The following is a 20,296-nucleotide window of genomic DNA, read 5'->3' on the forward strand; positions in this document are numbered from 1 at the left end:
TCCTCCACCCCCTACCGTGGTAGCACCCCACATTGGCTCCCCGGTATGACGCCCGGCGCTCAGCCGTCCCCGCACTCTTCACCCGTCACAGAAAGTGCACGTGAGAGGGAGACGGGACATGAGGCTACGCAGGGGCAAGCGGCAGAAGGCGGACAACCGGCCCGAGGTCCCGGCGGTCACGCCCGGTCTCGCCGTCGAACTGCGCGACGTCCGGCGGCAGTACGGCCGGGGGACAGGCACGGTGCACGCGACAGCACCCTGCTGGTACGGGGCGGCTCGGAAAAGTGGCTCACCGCCCTGGGCGAGGTCACCGACGCCTCCGGCTACGCCACCGAGCAGAACCGCGACGCGAAGACGGGCGCCTGGCTGAACAACACCATGGCCGCGGTCCTCGGCGGGTTCGCCGCCGTCGCCGCCGTCAACACCCTGGTGATGACGGTCCTGGACCGCCGCCGCGAACTGGGCACCCTGCGCCTCGTCGGCTCCACCCGGCGTCAGGTGATGACGATGCTCCGCTGGGAGGGCCAGCTGGTCTCCGTGGTCGGCCTGGTCCTCGGCTCCGTGATCGCCGCGGCCACGCTGATCCCGATGATGAGCGGCGTGACCGGTGCCATGCCGTACGTGCCCCCGCTGGTGTACGGATGCTTCGCGGTCGCCGCCGGCAGCCTGGCCCTGCTGGCGGTCACGCTGCCGGCCCGGGCCGCGCTGCGCCGCTGGCCCTAGCCCATCCGGGGCGGCAGCCGGCAACGCATCGGCACCCGTACCCGGCTCCCACCCTTTATCGGCTCCCGTCTCTCGGGCCGCGGAGCAGCGCACACCGTGCCGCGGCGGCGCTTGCCCGCGTCCGGCACGAGCCGCGGGGCGGCAGCGCCACATCCCGCGCGCGCCCCGTTGCCCCCTACCTCACCCGGCAATGACGGAAAGGACACTCATGACCACAATCCTGGCTCCCCCGGTCCCCATCGGGAAGGCCGCTGTCGGAGCCCTCGGTTTACTGGCACTGTCCACCGGCGCTCTGGAGTCGGTGGTGTCACCGACGATTCCGCTCCTGGAACGCGAACTGGACATGAGCCAGTCCGAAGGGGCGCTGCTCAGCATCGTGCTCCTCATCACCGGGGCACTCATCACGCCGTTGGCAGGCAAGTTCGGCGACCGCTACGGCGGGAAACGGGTCCTGATCCGGCTGATGGCGGTCGTCGCGGTCGGCGGCACGGTGTCCGCCCTGGCCCCGAACCTGCCAGTGCTGCTGCTCGGGCAGGTGCTGCAAGGGGCGATGGTGGGCGCGCTTCCCCTGTCGTTCATCGTCGTGCGCAAAAACCTGCCCCCGGGAGAGTCGAAGGTCGCCATCGGGGTGGTCAGCGGACTCTTCGTCGGGGGAGGGATGGTCGGCATGCTGTCGGCCGGGCCGGTGGCGGAAGAGCTCTCCCGGCACTGGATGTTCGCGCTGCCCACGATCGCGGTCATCGGGGCCACCCTGCTCGTGAACAGGCTCATGCCGTCCGACCAGCCGGGCGGGTCGTACGGCGCCGGCATCGACTGGCCCGGCCTGCTGCTCCTGAGCGGAATGCTGGTCACGCTCATGCTCGTACTCGCGCTGGCGCCCGAAGCGGCCTCGCAACCACTCGTGGTCGGCGCCCTCGTCGTGCTTCTGGCCGTCTTCGTCACCGGTTGGGTGTCCGTCGAACGGCGTGCGGACTCTCCGATGATCGATCTGCACATGCTGGCACGGCCCGCGATCTGGAAGGCATGTGCGCTGACATTCGTGATCTGCCTCGGCACCTCGATGGCGGTCTATCTCGTTCCGCAGCTGCTCGACGAGCGCGGCGACGGGTACGGATTCAGCGCCAGCGCCACCGAGATCGGCTTCTTCCTGCTGCCCGGCGCCGTCGCCGCGACGCTGGCCGGGCCGCTCGGCGGAATCGGGGACCGGCGTTTCGGCTCGCGTGCCGTGGTCAACACCGGGGTCGTCATGATGGCCGTCTCCCTGGTCGCCCTGGCGTCCGTGCACACCGAGGTCTGGCACGTCGTCGTCGGCAAGGCGCTGATCGCGCTGGCCAACGGCCTGTGCGTCACGGCGATGATGACCAGCACCGCCACGGCCGTCGATGCCGAGGACACCGGCATCGCCACCAGCCTGATCCTGGTGAGCCGCGTACTCGGCTACGCCGTGGGCGGGCAGCTCGGTGGTGCGCTCCTCACCGCCGCAACCCCTTCCGGTTCGGAGGCCGCGACCGAATCGGCCTACGTCACCGGCTTCGTCATAGCCGGCGTCGTCACGTCGCTGGCCCTGTTCGTCACTCGCACCATGCCCAAAGGAGTCAAGGAATGACCCTCACCGATCAGCTGACGGATGTCCGTGGCACGCCTAGGCGCAAGGTCCTGATATCCGGGGCCAGCATCGCGGGGCCCGCCCTCGCGTTCTGGCTGAACCGCTACGGATACGCGGCCACGGTCGTGGAGAAGGCGCCCACCCTGCGTGGGGGTGGCTATCCCATCGACGTGCGCGGCACCGCACTCGAAGTCGTACGGAGGATGGGGATCCTGCCGCGGCTGCGGGACGCGCACATCGACCTGCGGCGGCTGGCCTTCCTCGACTCGGACGGCAGCGAGGTCACCTCCCTGCACCCGCATGCCGTCACCGGCGGCGTCGCGGGACGGGACCTGGAGGTACGGCGCGGGGATCTGACGGAAGCGCTGTACACGGCGGTCCGTGACGACGTGGAGTTCCTGTTCAACGACTCCATCGACACCCTCGACCAGAGCGGCCACGGGGTCGACGTCACCTTCCGCGGGGGCGGCAGCCGTACGTTCGACATGGTGTTCGGTGCCGACGGCATGCACTCGCGCACCCGGGAGATACTGTTCGGCCCCGAAGAGCAGTTCCACCACTACCTTGGCTACTGCTTCGCTGTGTTCACCATGCGCAACACCTTCGGGCTCTCCCACGAGACCGTGATGTGGAACGCCCCGGGCAGGGCCGCGGCACTCTACGCCGTGGGAGACGACGACGAGGTGCACGCCTTCTTGAACTTCGCCCAGCCGGAGCCGCCCATGGACACGTTCCGGGACCCGCAGGCCCAACGCGACCTGGTCGCCAAGGTCTTCGCCGACGCGGGATGGGAGGTCCCGGGCATGCTGGCCGCCCTGCGCGAGGCGGAAGACCTGTTCTTCGACGGGGTCAGCCAGATCCGCATGCCACGCTGGTCCAGCGGCAGGGTCGCGCTGGTCGGCGACGCCGCGTACGCGCCCTCGTTCCTCACCGGACAAGGCACCAGCCTCGCGCTCGTCGGCGCGTACATGCTCGCCGGCTGCCTCGCGGACCGGGGGCACGGCGCGGGCTTCGCCGCCTACGAACGCGACACCCGGCAGTTCGTGACCGCGAACCAGGAGCTGGTCGGCCAGGGCGGCGCCACCCTCTTTCCCACCACCGCCCAGGCCCTGGAGCAGCGCAACGAACGACTGCGCAGCCTCAGCGCCATGCCCCCGGCGGAGGGAAAACTGGCTCATTCGGCGCTCACTCTGCCCGAGCCCCTGCGCCCGGCATGACCGCCGAGCCGGGTCGGGCCCTGCTACCACCACCGGGCATCCCTGCTGCCCGCCTACTGAGGCCCTCACAAGATCAGCGCCAGGGCCACGGAAGATGCCCGGCCTCCGTTCCTCCTCAGGCTTGTTGGTGCGTGAATGCTCGGCGTAATCGGGAGGCGATAAGGGCTGGGGTGCTGAACACTTCCCAGGTGACGAGCCGGTCGGCGCGTCACTGGACGTCATCCGCTGCGGCGGAGAACCGGGAGTAGGCCAACTCGCCCAGCAGTTAACGGTGGTGAGAAGCACGATCGAGTTGGTCGTGGGTGAAGTACGTCCCTGGCACCACGTCCCATGGATATGGGTCGACCTCACCATTGCCCATCGGTAGTGGAAGGCGCCTTACGCCCCCGGAGCGGCGTCCCGTTCGGCCAGGAACTTGTCGAACAGCTTGAAGAGCACCTTGAGGACATGCGCTTCCTGCTCCGGGGTGAGCTCCCAGCCACCCTCCCAGCCCGGCAGGGCGACCTGCCGGATCTGGCCTTCCCAGACGAGGTTGCCGCTGACCTGGAAGTTCTCCATCAGCCATTCGCGCCAACCATCCAGGCCTGGCCCGCCATGCCGTTGGGCCGCCTGGTCGTAGCCCACCATGAAGGCCGTCACAACCGTGAGGGACGTGCAGCCCATGAACATACCGGTCCGCTTGGCGAACTGGGCGAAGTACTCGCGCTCGCTCATGTCTATCAGGTTCGTCACCCGCCGAATCCTGCCGCTCCGGCTCGCTGTTGTCGACGAGCAGTTGCCACCTCACCGAGCCCTCAACAGCAGCATCAGCCTGGCTGACTCACGACGGCCCAATACGCGATGCCATCAGTGGCTTTGAGGTGCGTTTGCTGATGGCCTGATCACGCGGTGGAGAGTGACCCGCTTCACTACGCTGAGCGCCTTCGTACCTGGGGAGGTTCGGTTGGCACGGCGGAGCACGCTCGGGCAGGACTTCCGGCGGTTGTGGGGCGCCTACGCGGTCAGTGCAGCGGGCAGTGCCGTCGGCATGGGGGCGTTGCCGCTGATCGCCCTCCTGGTGCTGGATTGCTCTGCGTTCCAGGTCTCTGTGCTTGCTGCGTTGTCCGCGGTGGCCAGCGCGGTGATCGCTCTGCCGCTCGGTGTGGGGATCGAGCACCAGTACAAACGGCCGGTCATGATCGCCGCCGATCTGGCCCGCTGTGTACTGCTGGCGAGCATTTCGGTCGCCGTGGTTTTCGACAGGCTCACCTTCACCCACCTGTGTGTCGTCGGCGTTCTCCAGACGGCGGCATCTGTCGCGTTCGACGCGGCGAGTGGGGCGCATCTGAAGGCACTTGTCCTGCCCGAGCACCGTCTTCGTGCCAACAGCCTGTTCGAGACGACCAACTGGATCAGCGTCAGCGCCGGCCCACCCGTCGGCGGGCTTCTGATCGGGGCACTGGGCGCGGCCGCCACGATGGTGGTCGACGCACTTTCCTTCCTCGCATCGGCCCTGGGGATCCGCAGCATCCGGCAGTCTGAACCCGTGCCACCGGCCCGCGCTGCCACCGCTCACCTGGGCCGCGACATCGCGGCCGGCTGGCAGTACCTCCTACGGCACCCAGCACTGCGGCCGCTGTTCTTCAACGCGCTGCTGTTCGGCGGATCCGTCATGATGGCCTCACCCCTGATGGCCGTCCTGATGCTGGATGACCTCGGCCTGGCACCGTGGCAGTACGGACTCGCTCTGGGACTGCCGTGCCTGGGCGGCGTGCTGGGCTCCCGCCTGACCCCGCTGCTCACCCGGCGATTCGGACAGCGTCGCATTCTGCTGCTGTCGGGTGTCGCACGCACACTGTGGACGATCCTGCTGCCGCTGACGCCCCCCGGTGCCGTCGGCGTGCTCGTCATTGTGACCGCCGACTTCGGCCTGCTCTTCTCCGCCGGGGTCTTCAACCCGTCGTTCACCACCTATCGCATGGCAGCCACACCGGACGCCTTCATGTCCCGCGTCGGCACCTCCTGGTCCGTCGGCGCGAAGACATGCCAGGCCGCCTTCGTGATCGCCGGTGGTCTCATCGCCGCCGCAGCGGGCGTACGCGGTGCCCTGCTCATCGCCGGCCTGCTGTGCATGGCGAGCGCGCTGCTCCTGCCATGGCGCAAGGGACGCCTGTCCAACGGGCATGTTCCAGCGCCCACGACGGAAGCGGTTCCGTCCCCGGCCACGGATAGTCCGGCCGCCTAGTGCTGTGACCGCATAGGTTCGCCGGATTGCTTGGTCGAGTGGCGAGATCCTTCCGCTGGGCGGCGAGCACGTCCGGGTGGCGGGCGTCCTTGTTGCGCCAGCGGAGGTAGGCGTGCAGGGCCCGGGTCTGGACGGCGTGGTTGCGGAAGTTCGAGTTCGCCACGGTGAACTGCCGGAGCGGCCCGAAATGGACCTCGATCGGGTTTGCCCAGGACGCGTAGATCGGTGTGAAGCACAGCTCGACTCGGTCCTTCCTGGCCCAGTGCCGGATCGTCTCGCCCTTGTGGGCGGACAAGTTGTGCAGGATGACGTAGATCGGGGCGCCGTCCGGACGGGCCGCGCGGACGGACCTGAGCGCGGCGAGGGTGTCCCGGTGCCCTTCTTGCGGCGGTTGACGCCCCAGATGGTGTCGTCGCCGACGGAGTAGCAGCCGTGGAAGTACCGGACGCCGCGGGTGCGGTGGTAGGTCGCAGGGTGCCGTTCGGGGCGACCAGCAACGGCCCAGGCCGATCCGGCGGTGGGATGTCGAGCGGGCCGAACTCGTCGAACGCCGCGTCGCGCTCGGGGTCCGGTGACTCCTTCCTGGTCTTGGTGCGCTGGAAGGTGATGCCGCGGCGGGCCAGCAAGCACCGTAACGCCTCGCGGCCAATCCGGATCAAGCGGCCGTGGACCTTCCGCAGGTAGGCGGCGAGATTTCGGATGGACCAGCGGGTGAAGGGCTGACCGAGTTTGGTCGGGCGAGTGGTGGCCGTCCCGACGACGAAGTCCTCGTCGTCAGGACTGAGCAGGCGGGGACGGCCTCCCGCCCAGCGAGGGTCCAGACGGGCCAGGCCGATCTCCTTGAACCGGTGAATCACGTCGCGGACGGTGTCCTAGTCGGCCTAGACCGGTGTGCCCGCCAAGGCCAGCCGGTCACGCAGCTCAGCAGTCGCGGACTGGCCCCACACCGAACTACGCCCGGGTTGGCGTACCGACCACACAGCCATCGGCATACTCCGCCGCGTCGCTGGCGATGCCGGCGCGGATGAGGAACGGCGCCCCGAGATTGACGATGAGCAACGGCACCGGCGCTGCCGGCAGTATCTGACTGCTGCGCGTGTTCGAGCGGTAGCCCGGCCAGGGGCCTGTCCAGCCGCTGTGCGGCGCACGTCGGAGTGGCTGATGGAAGCCCGGTTCCAGCGCCCGTGAGACGCCATGAGACGCCGTGAAGACATGTTCTGGGCTGTGCCGCGGGGCCGTCGCGTGGGGGCGGTCACCGATGAGACCGGGTGTCTGCCCGAGGAAGCGTCGTACCGGCAGCATCCCCCACCCGTGAAGGCCGGTTCTCACAGCCTTGCAGTCATGTGGGTGTTCGTCACCGATCCGGTCCTTGGCCGACCGTGGCCCCGTCGGCCGGGGGCCCGGCCGACGGGAGCGGGTCAGACAGTTGCGGCGAGCCAGCCGATGGTCTCGGTGGTGTGCTTCCCGTCGCTCTTGGTGGCGCCGGCGTACACCTCGTTCAGGCGGATCAGGAAGCCGTTGGTGGTGACGTCGTGGATGCGGATACCGGGCGTCTCCGGACCGTTGAAGGTCTGGGTCAGGGGCAGAACGACGACGCTGGAGCCGGGCGGGAATGGGGTGGGGAACGTGACGCGGGTGAAGGTCGACGTGTTGCCGCCAGCGGTCTCGATCGCGTTGTCGGACTTCAGGTCGATCTTGCCGGTCTGAATGAAGCTCATCACTGACTTCCTGATCTGGGGGATCACTCGGCCGACGGCGTTGGCCGACACGAGGCTTCTCCGGCGGCCGGTCAGGTATGCCGACGTCCTACGGATGAGTGATCGCGTTCCAGCCACAGCCCGCGTGCGCCACGCAACGGGCCGGACGACACCGTGACCGACCCGGACGCGGACATGCCCCACTGCCATCACCGGGCCGCTGCACGGACGTTGTGCCAGAGCCTGAGCTCGTGAATAGAGCCAGGCGAGCCTCACGCAGCTGATGGCTGTGGTGTGGTGGGCAGGTGCTGCGCGTCGGTTGTGCATTTCGCTCTGCTCCTTTGCCCGACGGCTCGTCCTGCTACCCCGCCTCAATGTGCTGCACGGGTGCAGGAAGGCGGCATGATGTCCCGCTGCCCGCCGGGTGTCCCGTCTACCGTGCGGTCTACGGATGCGCAGTGTCTGCGCATGGTGGTGGCCTGCTGTGGTGAGGGCTGTGGCCGGGGCCTGGCGGCCGCGGCCGGGGTCTGCGCAGTGCCCCTCAGAACTCGGCGACGGCCCTGACCATGGTGGTGGTTAGGGGTGTTGGTGCGCATCCAGTCGACCCGCTGCTCGGGGGCAGGCCGCCATACTGGCGCGGTGGGGCGCCAAACCCGGCACCCCCGACCACGACGCCCTCATGGCTCGCGTCCTTACCCCACCGCTACGCCGAGCCGACGACCGCCAACGGATCGACGTCGGCCCACTCGCACAGCGACTACACCCATCGCGCTGACTCACCGCCGGGATCCGGGATCAGGACATGACCTGGACAGCATGGGCACCGCCCGCGAAATCCGAGAGTTCCTCGCCACCCGCCGCGCAAGATCACTCCACAGCAGGCCAGCCTGCCCGCCGAGGAGGAGCGGAGTGCGGCTTGGAGGTTCTGCCAGTACCTGGAATGACAGAACCTTCCGCACGCCTGCCCGGACAGCGGGACTGGGCCTGTCGGCTGGCTCCGGCCGGTCGGTCAGTGCCGGACGGTTCGCGTCGAACTCACGCGGCTTGCCCAGGACGGTGGTCATGTGGCGGCGGAGGCGCCTTGAGGCAATCCGGGGAGCAGCCCGGCGCCACCGTCACCAGCCCGGGCCGGTGACGCCGTAGTCGGAGCGTCCGCGTCGGGAATCACGACGATCCCGCCGACGTGGTCAGTGACCCATGTCGGAGGAGTCCGGCCTTCCAGGACGTCGCGTACATAGCCGGGGACATCGGGGTTCCAGTAGGAACGGACCAGAGAGACGGCGTAGCTGTCACAACTTCTGACATGATGCGAGCGGGGCCGCCCAGGGTAGGGCGGGTGAGTGACGACCCGACCGCGGCCGCGATGTCCACCGACCTCACCGAACGGACCTGACCCTACGCCTTGAAACGCTCCTTGTACGCCGCGGCCGCGCCGCGAACCGCGCGCCCCGCGGCCACACGTCGTGGACCCCGTCAAACTGTGAACTCCGGTTGACACAGATGCGTTTGCCATTGCTTCGGGTGTTCTGGTGCATGCCGTTCAGATCGGCGTGGCCAGCTTGACGGCAACCTGAACGCTTCGGTGAATGCCCTGGTCAGGACGGCGAGTCGGTGATATCCGGAGGTGTTCGCGCAGCGTCGGGGGTGCGGCGGGGGCGGCGCACGGCTCCTGGTCGCCCAGACGTGGTCAGTCGCGCGGCAGCAGGGTGCCCAGCGGCCCGAGATCGAGGTTGAGGTCCTCCGGCCGCAGCCCGTGCTCGTCGCACAGCTCGGCCATCCGCCGCTCCAGCATCATCAGCGTCACCCCGATCCGCTCGACCTGCTCTCCGCTGAGGTCGCCCTGCTCCACCCGGCGGATCGCCTGCCGCTCCATCAGCTGGCGCAGCAGTTCGACGACGGTCAGCACCAGGGCCACCAGATCACGTCCGACCGTGTCGGGGTCCACGTCGAGCCGGGGGTCCCTCACAACGGCCCCGAGTCGGCCCAGGGAGCGGGTACCCGCTCGTTCACCGAGGACAGCAGGGCGCGCAGCGACAGCCGTACCAGTGGCACGTCCGCGATGGCGATCACCAGGTCTCCGCTGAGCACCACGCCCGTGGCCAGGAGCCGGTCCAGCAGATCCACCAGCGGTACGCCGATCGGCCCGGCGAGCGGCTCGGGTTCCTGCCACGGCACGGGTTCAGCGGTCTCCATGGGCCCCGTCCTCTCCCGCGAAGGAGTAAGGCACCCAGGGGCCGGACAGCTCGATCAGCAGAGCTCCGGTGCGCCTTCGCAGCGTGTCCACCACCTCGCGGAACGCTTCCGTCCGGTCCTTCTCCACCAGGTAGGCGCCGTTGAGGACCTGGGCGCCGCGGCGGTCGCCCGACTGCTGGTCCTGGATCCGGAGTCGGCGGGCCGCCACCGCCCGGTCTCGCAGCGCCGAGTGCGTCTCCTCCGCGGCCCGCAGCGCGGCGCTCCGGGTCTCCTCCCGTGCCCGGTGCGCGCCTCGCACCCGCTCCAGATAGGCGCGTCCGGCATCGGGCGCCCGCGGTCCGGCCGGCACGTGAGCGGGGACGGCGGCGCGGACCGGTCCGGCCGCCGCCGACGCCGCGGGGAGGTACCCCTTGACGCCCCACTCGACCCGCCCGGCGACGCGGTCCAGCACGGTGTGGAAACGGGCCACATCGGCGCCGAGCGCCTGCCGTGCGCGCTCCTCGCTGCTGTAGAGGGTGGCCAGCGCCATGGGCGCGACGGGCCCGTGAGCCGCGACGGCCGTCACGACCTGGTGGTGTGCGCGGACGCATCGCTCCAGTTCCTCCGGGTCGGACAGCCGCTCGGTCCAGCTCCGGCGGTCGGCCTCCGCCGCCGGCACCTCCTGCACCACGGCGTGCAGACGCTCGAACGGCAGCGCCCGCACCGGGGCGGAGGTGATCCCCGGCAACAGGGAGAGGACGTCCTCGTCCACGTGGCGGCAGACCGCGAAGACGTAAGTGGCCGCCGCGGCGTGCGGTACGGCGCGGGCGGGCTGTCTCATGGCATCGCCCCCTCCTCGGCTCGTGGGTCTCGTTCGCTCGGTCGGCTCTTCCGGCCGTCGTTCGCGAAGGGGGCGTCCGCACCGTCGCCGGTCGGCCCGGCGTCCTGATCGGACCGGGGCGCCGCGAGCTGCTCGCGCAGGCGCCGGTTCTCCTCCATCAGTTCCTGGTGCGCGGCGCGGGAGGAGAGCGCCGGATCGGTCTCCCACCAGTCGATGCCCGCCTTCTTCGCCGTGTCGACGGACGCCACGAACAGGCGGAGCCGGATGGTGAGCAGCTCGATGTCCAGAAGGTCGATCTTGATGTCACCGGCGATGACGATGCCCTTGTCCAGCACCCGTTCCAGGATGTCGGCGAGGTTGCCGGAGGGCGGACCCGGGATCTGGCCCGCTCTGCGGTGGTCGACGTCGGTCACCCGGCCACCTCCAGACCCGTTCTGGCTGCCAGCAAATCGAGCAGTCGGTCTTCCTCCCGCTCGAAACGGACCAGGTCGATCTCGCCGTCCTCCAGCGCCCGGTTCAGGGCGGTGAGCCGGGCGCGGACGGCCACCGGGTCGTTGACCTCGCGGTCGGCGGCTTCGGCAAGCTGGTCGGCGACCCAGACCACGCCTCTCACAGGAGCCAGCGGCGCGGTGAGCAGTGCGGCGAGCAGCCCCATGTCAGGCCCCTGTCCACGCCGCCGCGGCGGGCGCGCACTCGGGCTCGGCGAAGCTGTAGCAGGGCAGCGGTCCGGCCGCGCGCAGCTCGACCCAGTCCCGGTACCGGCCGGACATGCGGTCGACGGCCGCGCGAAAGTCCATGACGTCCTGCCGGTCGACGAGGAACGACACGTTCAGGACGGCCTCGGACACCTGCGGCCCCGTCGCGCGGGCCACCGCCAGCGCAGCCAGTTCCGGGACGATCCGCTGTGCGACGTCGGCCGCGCGGCGTTCCAGGGCGTGGACCACCGCTTCGCCCAGGCGCACGTTCGCCTCATAGCCCGGGTGGCTCTGTGCGGCCTCGCGCAGCTGCCGGATCCGGGGCTCCTCGGCGACCAGCGCCGCGAGCGCACCGGTGGCGGGCAGCGCCTTGACGTTCATCTCCACACGGCCCGCCAGCCGTTCGAGCGCGCGCAGATCGCGATCCTGGCGGGCTCGCAGCTGCTCGCGAACCGTCTCGGCGTCCGGAGCCAGCATGCCGAACCGCATCGGCAGTGTCGGTCCGTCGAGGGCCAGCCTGAGCAGCACCTCCTGGTGGGTTAGCAGATCCCGCCGCCGTGCGCGGAGCGGGACCGGGGCGGCACTGACCACGGCCGCTGTCGCGCCCACGGGCAGTGACTCCAGCGGCGCCGCCGGTCGGCCCACTCCGCGCAGTTCCGCGGGCAGGGGGTGGTCGCCGGCCACGATGCCGTAGACGTAGGGCCCAGCCGTGGTCATCACTCAGTCTTCCGTTTGCGGCGTCCCCCGGACTTCGCCGGGGCGGTTCGGCGGCGCGGCCGTTCCTCCGGCTCCTCCTCGTCCTCCTCGTCGGAACCGCCGACGACGTCGCGCAGTTTGTCGCCCACCGACTCGATGGTCTTCTTGACCTTGCGTTTCCCCACGGCCTTGGCCGCCTTCCCGCCGAACAGTTCGGGAATGGTGGTGCTGCGCGAGGTCGCCTCCAGGTCGAGCCGGTTGCACGCCTCGGCGAACTTCAGATACGTGTCGACGCTGGCGACCACGATGCGCGCGTCTATCTTCAGGATCTCGATGCCGACCAACGACACCCGGACGAAGACGTCGATGACCATGCCGCGGTCCAGAATGAGTTCGAGGGTGTCGTACAGCGTCCCGGCGCGCGGTACGTACACGACCTCGCTGCTGGAGTAGGTGGTGGTCGTGGCCATGGTCAGGTGGTCCTCTCGGAAGGCTTCCGGCGGGCGCCGGCGGACCCGTCAGTGGTTGGCGGTGCCCCGGTGGTAGCGGCAGACTCTGCGGTACTCGGCAGGCCGGCCGGATCCGTCGAGTTCCACCTCGTACGTGGCGAGCAGGCTGGTTGTGTCGGGGATGCGTGCCACTTCCAGCACGTCGACAGCGACGCACCAGCCGTCCTCGGTGCGCCGCACGGCACACACGCTCTCGATGCGGTGGACGATGAAGCTCTGCAGCCAGTCGCAGGCGGTGCGGGCGGCCTTCTCGGGACCGAAGCGCGTGACCGCTTCCTGACCGGCGGCCCCTGAGGCACCGCGGGCACGCGTGCCCTTGGAAGGCGTACTGGGACGGGTGTGGCGTTGCTCCGGCATGACGCCAGCAGCGTGTCCGTGCGGGGCCCCGCACGCATCTCCACTGCGGCCGATCCGGCGATCACCGCCGGGACGCACCCACCGTACGGCCCCCGGAACCCGTACACCGACCGCGTCCGCACGACGTGCCCCCTCGGCCGGGTCACGGAGACCGCCGGGCGGTGGCGCGCGGCCGGCGCCCGGTCAGGTGGGCGGTGTCCCGTACACGCGGCGGCGCTCGGCGTCCGGCCATTTGATCTCCAGGCCGAGGCCGGGCCGGCCGGTGTCGGGCCCCAGGGCGCCGCCGTCGGGTGAGACCGTCCCGTTTTCGGAACAGCCACCGATCGGGTGACTCTGCGACGGCGGCCCGATGTGCCCCGGGCGGAGACTGCGCTGCCTGGCGGCCTCGTCCACGCACTCGGCGGCCTCGCCCGCATCCCACGCCTGCCGTCGTCCCGGTCGTCTACGGAGGCTCGACGCTCGATTGCTCGTCGATGGCTCGTAGCCCTGCCTCGTCGGGCGACGGGATCAGCTTCCGGGGCGGCGCGTGTCGTTCCACCCCGGGGCCGGGTATGTGCGTCGACGCAAGGCCACTTATCGAGCGGTCGGTGTGTCAGGGCCGGTAGAACAGCTCGCAGTCGAGTGAGGACGCACTGGCGTCGTCAAGGCAGACGACGACGTACGCGGCCCCGCCGGGCACGTCTGCGGGGACTGGCGGGAAGCCGTCGAGCGAATACGTCACGTCGCACTTGGTACTGGTGCTCTTGGCGCCGAGGGGGTTACCCGAGGCGTCGTACGTGCCGACCCACGCCCTGCGGCAGCCGACGGCCCGGAGTGCTCCGTCGACCCCGACCGACCGGTTGTACCAGGTCAGAGCGCCGCTGATGTAGCTGGCGCCATACGAGACGTTTGTGATGGGCGTGGTCGGGTACGCCGCGGTCTGCGCGCCCGCGGCTGGCGCTCCCAGTACGGTGGCCGCGGTCAGAACGGCGGAGCCGACGACGGTGGCGAGTTGGGTCTTCAAGTGGTCCTCCAGAACGCGGCGAGTCGGTTGTCGCCTCATATCCTGGGCAGGTCGACCATCCGTTGCCCATCCTTTAAGCCACAGCTTAAAAGGGGTTGCCACGCCGGTGGGTGCGGCAGTAACTCACACACCTCGGTGCGCTTGTTCGGTGGTGTGTGACAGACGGCGACGTTCGTTCGCGGCCTCCTCGCGCCGTCACGGTTGCGTTAGTGCGCCGGTCCACAGCAGGGCCAGCCCGAGCGGGGTGATGAGGTGGAGTACGGAGCCGCCGCGGCGGCTGGTGGTGATGAGGCCCGTGTCGCGCAGCACGGTCGCGTGCTGGCTGGCCGCGGCGGCCGTGACGTTGAGGCGGCGGGCCAGTTCGCTCGTCGTGCAGCCTTCCGCCGTCACTCGCAGGGCGGCGGCTCGGGTGCGGCCGAGCAGGGACTCCAGGTTCCGGACGGTCGCGCCGTCCGACTCCGCCGCTCCGGTGCCGGTCAGTGGCCGGCGGAGGGCCGGTACGGTCAGGCGGGGTGGCTGAGCGGTGTCGAGCGGGTCCCACAGGAAACTCACCGGGTGCTTCGAGAAGACCGTAGGCGTGATGACGAGTCCCCGCCCCTCGAGGTGCACATCGACTCGGCGCGGGTACGGGGCTTCGAGCACCGGCGGACGCCAGCGGACCTGTGGTGCACAGACCGAGCGCAGCAGGAGATCGACGCCTCCCTCCAACATCAGGCTTGCGCTACGGGTGGACAGCGCGACCAGTTCGGACCGTCCTCTGTCCCAATAGGGCTCCACGGTCAGTCGGTGGCAGGCGCGCAGGGCCTTCGCCAGCTCCCGCAGCGCGTCACGGTCGCCCTCCGCCACCCGTCTGGCCCACGGCAGTTGTCCGGGACGGAAGTCGAGATACTCGATCTCGCGGCGCAGCTGGGACACCGGGGCGTGCAGCAGATTGTCCACGGCGTGGTCCAAAGAGGGCACATCGCCCGTCAGGGCCAGCAGATCAAGCCCGGGACCACGCGTCGGGATTAGGGATGTCAGAGGGAGTGTGTCGGCCCCCATCCTGCCCGCGACCGCCGAGCGCCAGGTGTGGAGGTGCGTAGGCACCCGGTTGCCTCTCAGTAGCTCCAGGCTGTAGTAAACCTCAGCCGCGACACCGATGGACGCGGCCACCCGGGTCCTGGCGAGGTCTTCCGCCGTGAAGTGAACACGTAACACCTGTCGGTCTCCTGCCGCCGAAGGGGAGTGCGTGAACGCCCCTCAGCCTGCCCCACCTCGTACCGCCCAATCGGGCGTCGAGGCGCAGGACCCATGCGTCGGCCTCGCGTTCGAGCCGGTGAACGCCAGCGGCCGTACCGGCTGATGTCGGGGGCGTGCACTTCGACTTCGAGTACGACAGGCCGACCACGCGGCGCCGCAGGGCATGCGCGGCAGCATCACGCACCCGACACCTGACCGGCGGCCACGCCGATGTCGCATACGGGCTCCTGGACGACGATGAGCGGCGCCTGCGTCGTCCTGTTGTCAGTGGCGGCTGCGATCCTGGCGGCATGATCCCTTGGAACCTGCTCGATCTCGACAAGGCGCTGCGCGCCAGCTGGGCCGCCGACACCTGTTCGCCCGATGACCAGGCCGACTGGCAGTCCGACAACCCGGCCTGGGGACACTGTGACATCACGGCCTTGATCGTCAACGACGTCTTCGGCGGCGATCTCAGAGTGGGCGAGGTCCACCGTGACGAGACCCAGCACGGTTTCCACTGGTGGAACCGGCTGCCCAGCGGTGTGGAACTCGACCTGACACGCGAGCAGTTCCGGCACGGACAGACCGTCACGGCGGCCCGAGTCGTCGAGCGCCCGGCCGGCCCGCTGCCCCGCCGCTGGGAGGAGTACCTCCTGCTGCGTGAGCGTGTCATCAAGCATCTCGGTCCGCTCCCGGAGCCTGTCTGAGGAGGCCGGGGTCAGCCGGTCTGGTTCAGGAGCCGGTCGACGGTGGCCCGGGCCGAGATGGGCGGTGAGTGATTCGAGGGTGAATCAGGCTTCCTTCATGCCCTGGTCGATGGCCTTGTGAGCCAGGGCTTCGGCGAGGTGGCTCTCGCCCCGTGCCGGAGGGTGAACTCCGTCGCCCTTGAGCCGACAGTCCCGCAGGATTTTCCAGTTCACAGGAAGCGTAACAGGTAACCGAACGAATATTCGTTTGCCTATCGGGGATGGTGGTGGATCTAATGACCGGCGTGATCCCCCGGGCGCGCCCGATGCGGCGAGACAGACGAATGCGAATCGCTGGCCCCGGCCAGCGCGCGGTTGGGGCGAACGACGACCGGATCATCCCAGGGGAGGCGCCACCTGATGACCACGGCACCATCGCCGTCCGGAGCGGAGCACACGGACGGGTCGTCCGTCCGCCTGGGTGCTCTCGTCCCGCTGACGCGGCCCGGCTGGGTCGAGGCGGGCCGACACCTGCTCGCAGGACTCGACCTGGCCGTTCGCGAGGTCAACGACGCCGGCGGGATCGACGGCAGACCACTGGAGTTGGTGGTCCGGGACACCATGGCCGATGGGGAGCGGGCCGCGGCGGCCGTGGACGAACTGGCCGACCTGGGCGTGGCCGCCGTGGCGGGCGAGTACCACAGCGTGGTCGCCCGTGCCGTCGCCTCCCGGGCCGACGCCCTCGGTGTGCCGTTCCTCTGCTCGTCGGCAGTGATCGACGCGCTCACCGAGGAGCCGACGGAGTGGGTAGCGCGCCTGGCCCCGGCCCAGTCTCACGGCTGGCGGATCTACGCTGACTTCCTTCTCGGCGCGGGCCGGCGTCGGATCGCCGTGGCGACCCAGCCGAGCGTCTATTGGGCGTCCGGCACCCGCATTCTGCGGGACCATCTCGCTCGCGGCGGCGGCACGGTCGTCGAGCTCGACACGACCGCGCTCACCCCCGAGTCCCTGTGCGACATGCTCGTCGACCATGGCGCGACAGCGCTTCTCCTGTTGGTCGGCCATCCGGAGCCGGCGGTGCCGATCGTCAAGGCCGTCCGGCGTGACCGGCGGCTCGCGGAGATCTTGATCGGCGCCCCGGCCGGACAACCGGAGTTCGCCGAATGGGCCGCGATGCTGGGCGGGGAGGGCACGGGAATCCCGTTCCTGCGCTACCTGCCCGAGCGCCTCGGTCCGCTCGGCGAACGCGTCGGGAAGGAGCTGCGCGAGCGGCTGGGCGAAGCGCCCTCCTTCGTTGCTTTCGAGGGCTGGGACACCGTCGCCGTCCTCGCTGACGTGCTGCGTTCCGACGGCACGGACCGGGCGGCCATCGCCGAGGCATGGCCGCGCGTGACGGTCGAAGGCACCCGCGGGCTGATCCGGTTTTCCCGCACGCCGGGCGTTAGCGTGCGGCAATGGGCTTGGACACCAATCCAAGTCGTTGATCGGGACCCGGCGGAACTCGATCGCTTTCGTATCCTCCACGTCGGCTGAGAACGCGCGGAAGACCGGTGTGCGGCAATCGGCGGTGGGGCGTGTTCTAAGCGTGCTGGTCACAGCCACTTGTTGATGGCCGCGATCAGCACGGTTGCCGCGGACGGCGAGTTTGCCGTGCCTCGTTGCCACCGCGCGGCGTCGCTTGAGGCGATTTATTCCGCACGCCACTGCGTGGCGCTCTCGTAGTCGGCCGCATCGAACTTCGGCGGCCGACCACCGTGGGAACCGCGTTTCTCGCGGTTGGCGATCTGATCGCGCTTCTGCGGGATCGTGCAGCGGATACCGCGCTTCGCGCGGGAACCGTGTGCCTGTCTGCTGCTCTGCCTACGGCGTAGGCCATGACCGTATCTGCAAGGGAAGGCCCGTCAGCCCAGCAGCGCGAGCAGCCGGCCCAGCGCCTCCACGACGGGCCTGCCCATCTCGCCCACGGTCGCCGCGATCTGCGAGACGGATGCCAGGATCATGCCGCGCTCACGCAGGGCGGCCCGGTCGGGGGTGAGCGCGGGCAGCGCGTCCTCTACGGTCTGGGCCTGGTCCGGGGTGAGCTCCGGGCGCAGGTCGTTGAGGAGGCGGATGAGGTCCGTCACGGCGGCCTGCAGCTCGGTGTCCTGAGCGGTGCTGTCGTTGTGGACGACGGTGCCGTGGTTGATCCCTGTGTTTCCCCTGCCGCCGTTCATGTTGACGACGGAGCCGAAGTTGTTCGTGGTGTTGTACTGCTCGAGGACGGCGGAGAACTCGTATTCCGGGTGGTCGATCGCGTACACGATCTGGCCGGCGATCGCCCGCAGTTCATCCATGGTCGGCAGGGTCAGGATTACCCTGGAACCGCTGTTCAGCTCGACGACCAGCACCGGCTTCCTCGACCAGAGCAGGACAGCGCAGACAACGACCAGGGTGAACAGGGTCAGGATGCCCGGGGCAGGACCGCTGCCCCCGTCCGTGGAGTCGAGTCGGGCGGAGACCAAGAAAGCGAAGATCACCAACAGGAGGAAGTAGACGCCGGCCTTGCCCCAGGCGGGCTTCAGCCTGAACACTTCGACCCAGCTGACATTGCGCAACGGAGCCGCCGCCGACCCCACCCACAGGATCTGCCGATGGACCTGGAGTTCCAGCGGCTTTCCCCTGCGGGGAGGCAGCGGCATCGGCGGTATCTGAGGAGGCGGCTGCGGCGGCTGAGACGGGGGCCGGGGCGGAAACTGTGGAGGAGGCCCGGGAGGCGGTACGCCGATGCCGCCTGTGTGATCCATGGCCCCCCGTGCTGTTGTCACAACCAACCGCGCAATGCGTGGCGCGGGAGCATCATTAAGCCTCTGTGTGGTCGTGGGACGGCAGACGAGATACGGCCAATGTCATCATCACTCGTCGTCGGCGGCGTCCGGGTCCCGCAGCGGTCGCAGGCGTGGCAGGCCAGGAAGCCGGAAGGAGTACCGGCCCGGCATGCTGCCGTACAAACGGCGAGGCGGGTCAAGCTGCTGACGGAGCGCGGCGTCTTCGCCTCCAGCCTGTGGCGGTCTGCTGTACGGCAGATCAGCGACGCCGTCGTCTCCGGTTGCGATGTGCCGGTATCATCAGCCGCTGCGCCCTGGACGACCTGCTGCCCCGGTACATCAGCGGCGAGACCCGCGTCGACTGATACCTCATCCGAACTGGACGCGCCCCTGCTTCGCCAGCCAACGCAGCCGAACGGAGAGGCCTTACCACGCTGATGCCTGGACGCCACGGAGAGGGAGGACCTGCGAGCGCCGGGGGCGGGTGTCCGCAATGACGGGCTCCCCGTCTACAAAGCCATCGTCGCGCGCATCGGCCCGCCCACGCTGCTGGGCGGCACCGCACACGGGCCCAGCGTGCGCTGGCACGGCAGCGAGCGGATCCTGCTGCTGTCCGGCGACCATGGCGAGGCGCTGCTCTCCGCCCACGAGGCGAAGGCCTTCGTCCAGGAGGAGTACTCCCGCTTCGACTCCGGCAGCCTGCCCTACACGTGGCAGCTGGACCGCCACGGCCCCGGCCACGACCACGGCTGGACCTTCAACGGACACGCGGCCGCCAACGGCTGGGCACAGACCGAGGAGCACCTGGCGCAGATCCTCGTTTCTTGGGCGGAACACATGCCCCTCCAGGCCCCCGGCGACTGGGTGAGCTTCAAACTCTGGGCGTCACGCGACTGGGGACGCACCATGATCGTCTCCTACCAACCGTCGCAGACGGACCGAGAGTTCTGCGCCTTCATCGACGACCGCGGCCACGAGCAGACACCCGAACGTGCGGCACACATGCGCGCCAGGGCCTGGCAGGACCTGGACGACACCGGGAGCTGGTACACCAGACTGCCCGAGACGGACCCGACCGCACCCGCTACGCTCGCGCGCCTGATCGTCACCGATCTGCGCGCCCGCGGCACCGTGTTTTCGCACCAAGTGACCGCCTGGGACATCAGCGCCGGCGATCACGGCAAGCTGTGGGTGCCCGGTCTCGGAGGCGACGTCCACCCGCGCCGCGGCGAGCACTTCTGACGCCGTCCCCCGCCCTACGCCCCCCGGTGCCGTCGGCGTGCTCGTCATCGTGGCCGCCGACTTCGGCCTGCTCTTCTCCGCCGGGGTCTTCAACCCGTTGTTCACCACCTATCGCATGGCAGCCACACCAGACGCCTTCATGTCCCGCGTCGGCACCTCCTGGTCGGTGGGCGCGAAGACGTGCCAGGCTGTCTTCGTAATCGCCGGTGGTCTCGTCGCCGCCGCCACAGGTGTCCGCGGCGCCCTACTTGTCGCCGGCCTGCTGTGCATGGCGAGCGCGCTGCTTCTGCCATGGCGAGGGGCGCGCTTGTCCAGCGGGCATGTTCCCTCGCCTACGACAGAAGCGGCTCCGTCCCCGGCCACGGACGGCCCGGCCGCGTAGCGGCTTCCTGGGCTGCAGGAACGAGGCTTCGTCATCCTGGTCGGGCGTCCGCGCCTTTGGTGCCGGCCTACGGGGCCACAAGCACACGGCCGAAGAATGACCGCGCCCTTCGACACGCGTTCGGCCTTCAACCGGGTCGATGTGCCCTCGGTCAGTCGGAGTTCGCCCTCGTGGTTCAGCCATGCGGTCCGATGAGTCAGCCCTCTGGAACGTCCGGCTTG

At 69.6% G+C, this 20,296-nt stretch carries 20 protein-coding genes and 5 pseudogenes; 9 read left to right on the forward strand and 16 right to left on the reverse strand.

The features are described from left to right. Positions 1 to 118: 118 nt before the first annotated feature. The 4 genes and pseudogenes from CNQ36_RS35505 to CNQ36_RS34245 form a co-directional block, all read left to right on the forward strand. Positions 119 to 256 (forward strand): annotated as a pseudogene (locus CNQ36_RS35505) (ABC transporter ATP-binding protein); the annotation flags it as partial. Next, a pseudogene (locus tag CNQ36_RS34235) lies at positions 250 to 723 on the forward strand (ABC transporter permease); the annotation flags it as partial. The pseudogenes CNQ36_RS35505 and CNQ36_RS34235, both read left to right, overlap by 7 nt. A gap of 208 nt (positions 724 to 931) precedes the next feature. Next, the gene (locus tag CNQ36_RS34240) at positions 932 to 2,329 is read left to right on the forward strand and encodes an MFS transporter (protein ID WP_121549580.1); all 1,398 of its coding nucleotides are present in this window, start codon (positions 932 to 934) and stop codon (positions 2,327 to 2,329) included. Beyond that, the gene (locus CNQ36_RS34245) at positions 2,326 to 3,546 is read left to right on the forward strand and encodes an FAD-dependent monooxygenase (protein ID WP_121549581.1); all 1,221 of its coding nucleotides are present in this window, start codon (positions 2,326 to 2,328) and stop codon (positions 3,544 to 3,546) included. The genes CNQ36_RS34240 and CNQ36_RS34245 overlap by 4 nt, the downstream gene beginning before the upstream one ends. A gap of 378 nt (positions 3,547 to 3,924) precedes the next feature. Here the strand turns inward: CNQ36_RS34245 and CNQ36_RS34250 are convergent, their stop codons facing one another. After that, the gene (locus CNQ36_RS34250; protein WP_121549582.1) at positions 3,925 to 4,278 is read right to left on the reverse strand and encodes a hypothetical protein; all 354 of its coding nucleotides are present in this window, start codon (positions 4,276 to 4,278) and stop codon (positions 3,925 to 3,927) included. 211 nt (positions 4,279 to 4,489) lie between these two features. On the opposite strand from CNQ36_RS34250, the gene CNQ36_RS34255 reads away from it, so the two are divergent. Then, entirely contained in the window at positions 4,490 to 5,770 is a 1,281-nt protein-coding gene (locus CNQ36_RS34255) for an MFS transporter (RefSeq protein WP_121549677.1), read from the forward strand. A 40-nt stretch (positions 5,771 to 5,810) separates the two neighbouring features. Here the strand turns inward: CNQ36_RS34255 and CNQ36_RS34260 are convergent. The 13 genes and pseudogenes from CNQ36_RS34260 to CNQ36_RS34320 form a co-directional block, all read right to left on the reverse strand. Then, a pseudogene (locus CNQ36_RS34260) lies at positions 5,811 to 6,642 on the reverse strand (transposase); the annotation flags it as partial. An 82-nt stretch (positions 6,643 to 6,724) separates the two neighbouring features. Continuing rightward, a pseudogene (locus CNQ36_RS35510) lies at positions 6,725 to 6,850 on the reverse strand (AraC family transcriptional regulator); the annotation flags it as partial. Between the two features lie 338 nt (positions 6,851 to 7,188). After that, positions 7,189 to 7,488, reverse strand: coding sequence for a hypothetical protein (locus CNQ36_RS34265; RefSeq protein ID WP_121549583.1), 300 nt, complete (start codon positions 7,486 to 7,488; stop codon positions 7,189 to 7,191). A gap of 1,666 nt (positions 7,489 to 9,154) precedes the next feature. Further along, positions 9,155 to 9,433 carry a gas vesicle protein K gene (locus CNQ36_RS34270; RefSeq protein WP_121549584.1) on the reverse strand — a complete coding sequence of 93 codons (279 nt, stop codon included), beginning with the start codon at positions 9,431 to 9,433 and terminating at the stop codon, positions 9,155 to 9,157. After that, the gene (locus CNQ36_RS34275) at positions 9,430 to 9,660 is read right to left on the reverse strand and encodes a gas vesicle protein (protein ID WP_121549585.1); all 231 of its coding nucleotides are present in this window, start codon (positions 9,658 to 9,660) and stop codon (positions 9,430 to 9,432) included. Before CNQ36_RS34275 ends, CNQ36_RS34270 begins: the two co-directional genes overlap by 4 nt. Then, positions 9,647 to 10,480: a GvpL/GvpF family gas vesicle protein gene (locus CNQ36_RS34280; protein WP_121549586.1), complete on the reverse strand. Its 834-nt coding sequence runs from the start codon at positions 10,478 to 10,480 to the stop codon at positions 9,647 to 9,649. The genes CNQ36_RS34275 and CNQ36_RS34280 overlap by 14 nt, the downstream gene beginning before the upstream one ends. Beyond that, positions 10,477 to 10,893, reverse strand: coding sequence for a gas vesicle protein (locus tag CNQ36_RS34285; protein ID WP_121549587.1), 417 nt, complete (start codon positions 10,891 to 10,893; stop codon positions 10,477 to 10,479). The genes CNQ36_RS34280 and CNQ36_RS34285 overlap by 4 nt, the downstream gene beginning before the upstream one ends. Next, positions 10,890 to 11,135, reverse strand: a complete 246-nt coding sequence (locus CNQ36_RS34290; RefSeq protein WP_121549588.1) for a gas vesicle protein GvpG — start codon at positions 11,133 to 11,135, stop codon at positions 10,890 to 10,892. The genes CNQ36_RS34285 and CNQ36_RS34290 overlap by 4 nt, the downstream gene beginning before the upstream one ends. Position 11,136: 1 nt before the next feature. Continuing rightward, positions 11,137 to 11,892: a GvpL/GvpF family gas vesicle protein gene (locus CNQ36_RS34295; protein ID WP_121549589.1), complete on the reverse strand. Its 756-nt coding sequence runs from the start codon at positions 11,890 to 11,892 to the stop codon at positions 11,137 to 11,139. After that, complete coding sequence (gvpJ, locus tag CNQ36_RS34300; protein WP_121549590.1) at positions 11,892 to 12,341, reverse strand: gas vesicle protein GvpJ; 450 nt, start codon at positions 12,339 to 12,341, stop codon at positions 11,892 to 11,894. The genes CNQ36_RS34295 and gvpJ overlap by 1 nt, the downstream gene beginning before the upstream one ends. Before the next feature lie 48 nt (positions 12,342 to 12,389). Beyond that, positions 12,390 to 12,737, reverse strand: coding sequence for a gas vesicle protein GvpO (locus CNQ36_RS34305; RefSeq protein ID WP_121549591.1), 348 nt, complete (start codon positions 12,735 to 12,737; stop codon positions 12,390 to 12,392). A 592-nt stretch (positions 12,738 to 13,329) separates the two neighbouring features. Next, on the reverse strand, positions 13,330 to 13,740 hold the full coding sequence (locus CNQ36_RS34315; RefSeq protein ID WP_121549592.1) for a hypothetical protein: 411 nt from the start codon (positions 13,738 to 13,740) through the stop codon (positions 13,330 to 13,332). Positions 13,741 to 13,935: 195 nt separating this feature from the next. After that, positions 13,936 to 14,679: an ArsR/SmtB family transcription factor gene (locus CNQ36_RS34320; RefSeq protein ID WP_240659552.1), complete on the reverse strand. Its 744-nt coding sequence runs from the start codon at positions 14,677 to 14,679 to the stop codon at positions 13,936 to 13,938. 590 nt (positions 14,680 to 15,269) lie between these two features. Here CNQ36_RS34320 and CNQ36_RS34325 point away from each other — a divergent pair. Next, on the forward strand, positions 15,270 to 15,668 hold the full coding sequence (locus CNQ36_RS34325) for a YunG family protein (RefSeq protein WP_121549593.1): 399 nt from the start codon (positions 15,270 to 15,272) through the stop codon (positions 15,666 to 15,668). A 399-nt stretch (positions 15,669 to 16,067) separates the two neighbouring features. Beyond that, positions 16,068 to 17,180 (forward strand): ABC transporter substrate-binding protein, encoded by a 1,113-nt coding sequence (locus tag CNQ36_RS34330; RefSeq protein WP_121549594.1) that lies wholly within the window; start codon positions 16,068 to 16,070, stop codon positions 17,178 to 17,180. A gap of 59 nt (positions 17,181 to 17,239) precedes the next feature. Here CNQ36_RS34330 and CNQ36_RS35520 read toward each other — a convergent pair. Together CNQ36_RS35520 and CNQ36_RS35525 are read right to left on the reverse strand one after the other, a co-directional pair. Continuing rightward, positions 17,240 to 17,473: pseudogene (locus tag CNQ36_RS35520) on the reverse strand (IS5 family transposase); the annotation flags it as partial. Between the two features lie 75 nt (positions 17,474 to 17,548). Beyond that, positions 17,549 to 18,325 (reverse strand): DUF6232 family protein, encoded by a 777-nt coding sequence (locus CNQ36_RS35525; RefSeq protein WP_240659553.1) that lies wholly within the window; start codon positions 18,323 to 18,325, stop codon positions 17,549 to 17,551. Positions 18,326 to 19,027: 702 nt separating this feature from the next. On the opposite strand from CNQ36_RS35525, the gene CNQ36_RS34345 reads away from it, so the two are divergent. Both CNQ36_RS34345 and CNQ36_RS34350 read left to right on the forward strand, forming a co-directional pair. After that, positions 19,028 to 19,693, forward strand: coding sequence for a hypothetical protein (locus CNQ36_RS34345; RefSeq protein WP_121549595.1), 666 nt, complete (start codon positions 19,028 to 19,030; stop codon positions 19,691 to 19,693). 37 nt (positions 19,694 to 19,730) lie between these two features. Continuing rightward, the gene (locus tag CNQ36_RS34350; RefSeq protein WP_240659554.1) at positions 19,731 to 20,075 is read left to right on the forward strand and encodes an MFS transporter; all 345 of its coding nucleotides are present in this window, start codon (positions 19,731 to 19,733) and stop codon (positions 20,073 to 20,075) included. Positions 20,076 to 20,296: the final 221 nt, after the last annotated feature.

The organism is Streptomyces fungicidicus, assembly GCF_003665435.1.
Taxonomy (GTDB): domain Bacteria; phylum Actinomycetota; class Actinomycetes; order Streptomycetales; family Streptomycetaceae; genus Streptomyces; species Streptomyces fungicidicus.

What these genes read in the sequence shown, in the direction of transcription:
- CNQ36_RS35525 (WP_240659553.1), bottom strand. Translation starts at nt 18,325, where the DNA reads ATGCCGCTGCCTCCCCGCAGGGGAAAGCCGCTGGAACTCCAGGTCCAT.
- CNQ36_RS34330 (WP_121549594.1), top strand. Translation starts at nt 16,068, where the DNA reads ATGACCACGGCACCATCGCCGTCCGGAGCGGAGCACACGGACGGGTCG.
- CNQ36_RS34295 (WP_121549589.1), bottom strand. Translation starts at nt 11,892, where the DNA reads ATGACCACGGCTGGGCCCTACGTCTACGGCATCGTGGCCGGCGACCAC.
- CNQ36_RS34265 (WP_121549583.1), bottom strand. Translation starts at nt 7,488, where the DNA reads ATGAGCTTCATTCAGACCGGCAAGATCGACCTGAAGTCCGACAACGCG.
- CNQ36_RS34290 (WP_121549588.1), bottom strand. Translation starts at nt 11,135, where the DNA reads ATGGGGCTGCTCGCCGCACTGCTCACCGCGCCGCTGGCTCCTGTGAGA.
- CNQ36_RS34240 (WP_121549580.1), top strand. Translation starts at nt 932, where the DNA reads ATGACCACAATCCTGGCTCCCCCGGTCCCCATCGGGAAGGCCGCTGTC.
- CNQ36_RS34245 (WP_121549581.1), top strand. Translation starts at nt 2,326, where the DNA reads ATGACCCTCACCGATCAGCTGACGGATGTCCGTGGCACGCCTAGGCGC.
- gvpJ (WP_121549590.1), bottom strand. Translation starts at nt 12,341, where the DNA reads ATGGCCACGACCACCACCTACTCCAGCAGCGAGGTCGTGTACGTACCG.
- CNQ36_RS34325 (WP_121549593.1), top strand. Translation starts at nt 15,270, where the DNA reads ATGATCCCTTGGAACCTGCTCGATCTCGACAAGGCGCTGCGCGCCAGC.
- CNQ36_RS34275 (WP_121549585.1), bottom strand. Translation starts at nt 9,660, where the DNA reads ATGGAGACCGCTGAACCCGTGCCGTGGCAGGAACCCGAGCCGCTCGCC.
- CNQ36_RS34280 (WP_121549586.1), bottom strand. Translation starts at nt 10,480, where the DNA reads ATGAGACAGCCCGCCCGCGCCGTACCGCACGCCGCGGCGGCCACTTAC.
- CNQ36_RS34305 (WP_121549591.1), bottom strand. Translation starts at nt 12,737, where the DNA reads ATGCCGGAGCAACGCCACACCCGTCCCAGTACGCCTTCCAAGGGCACG.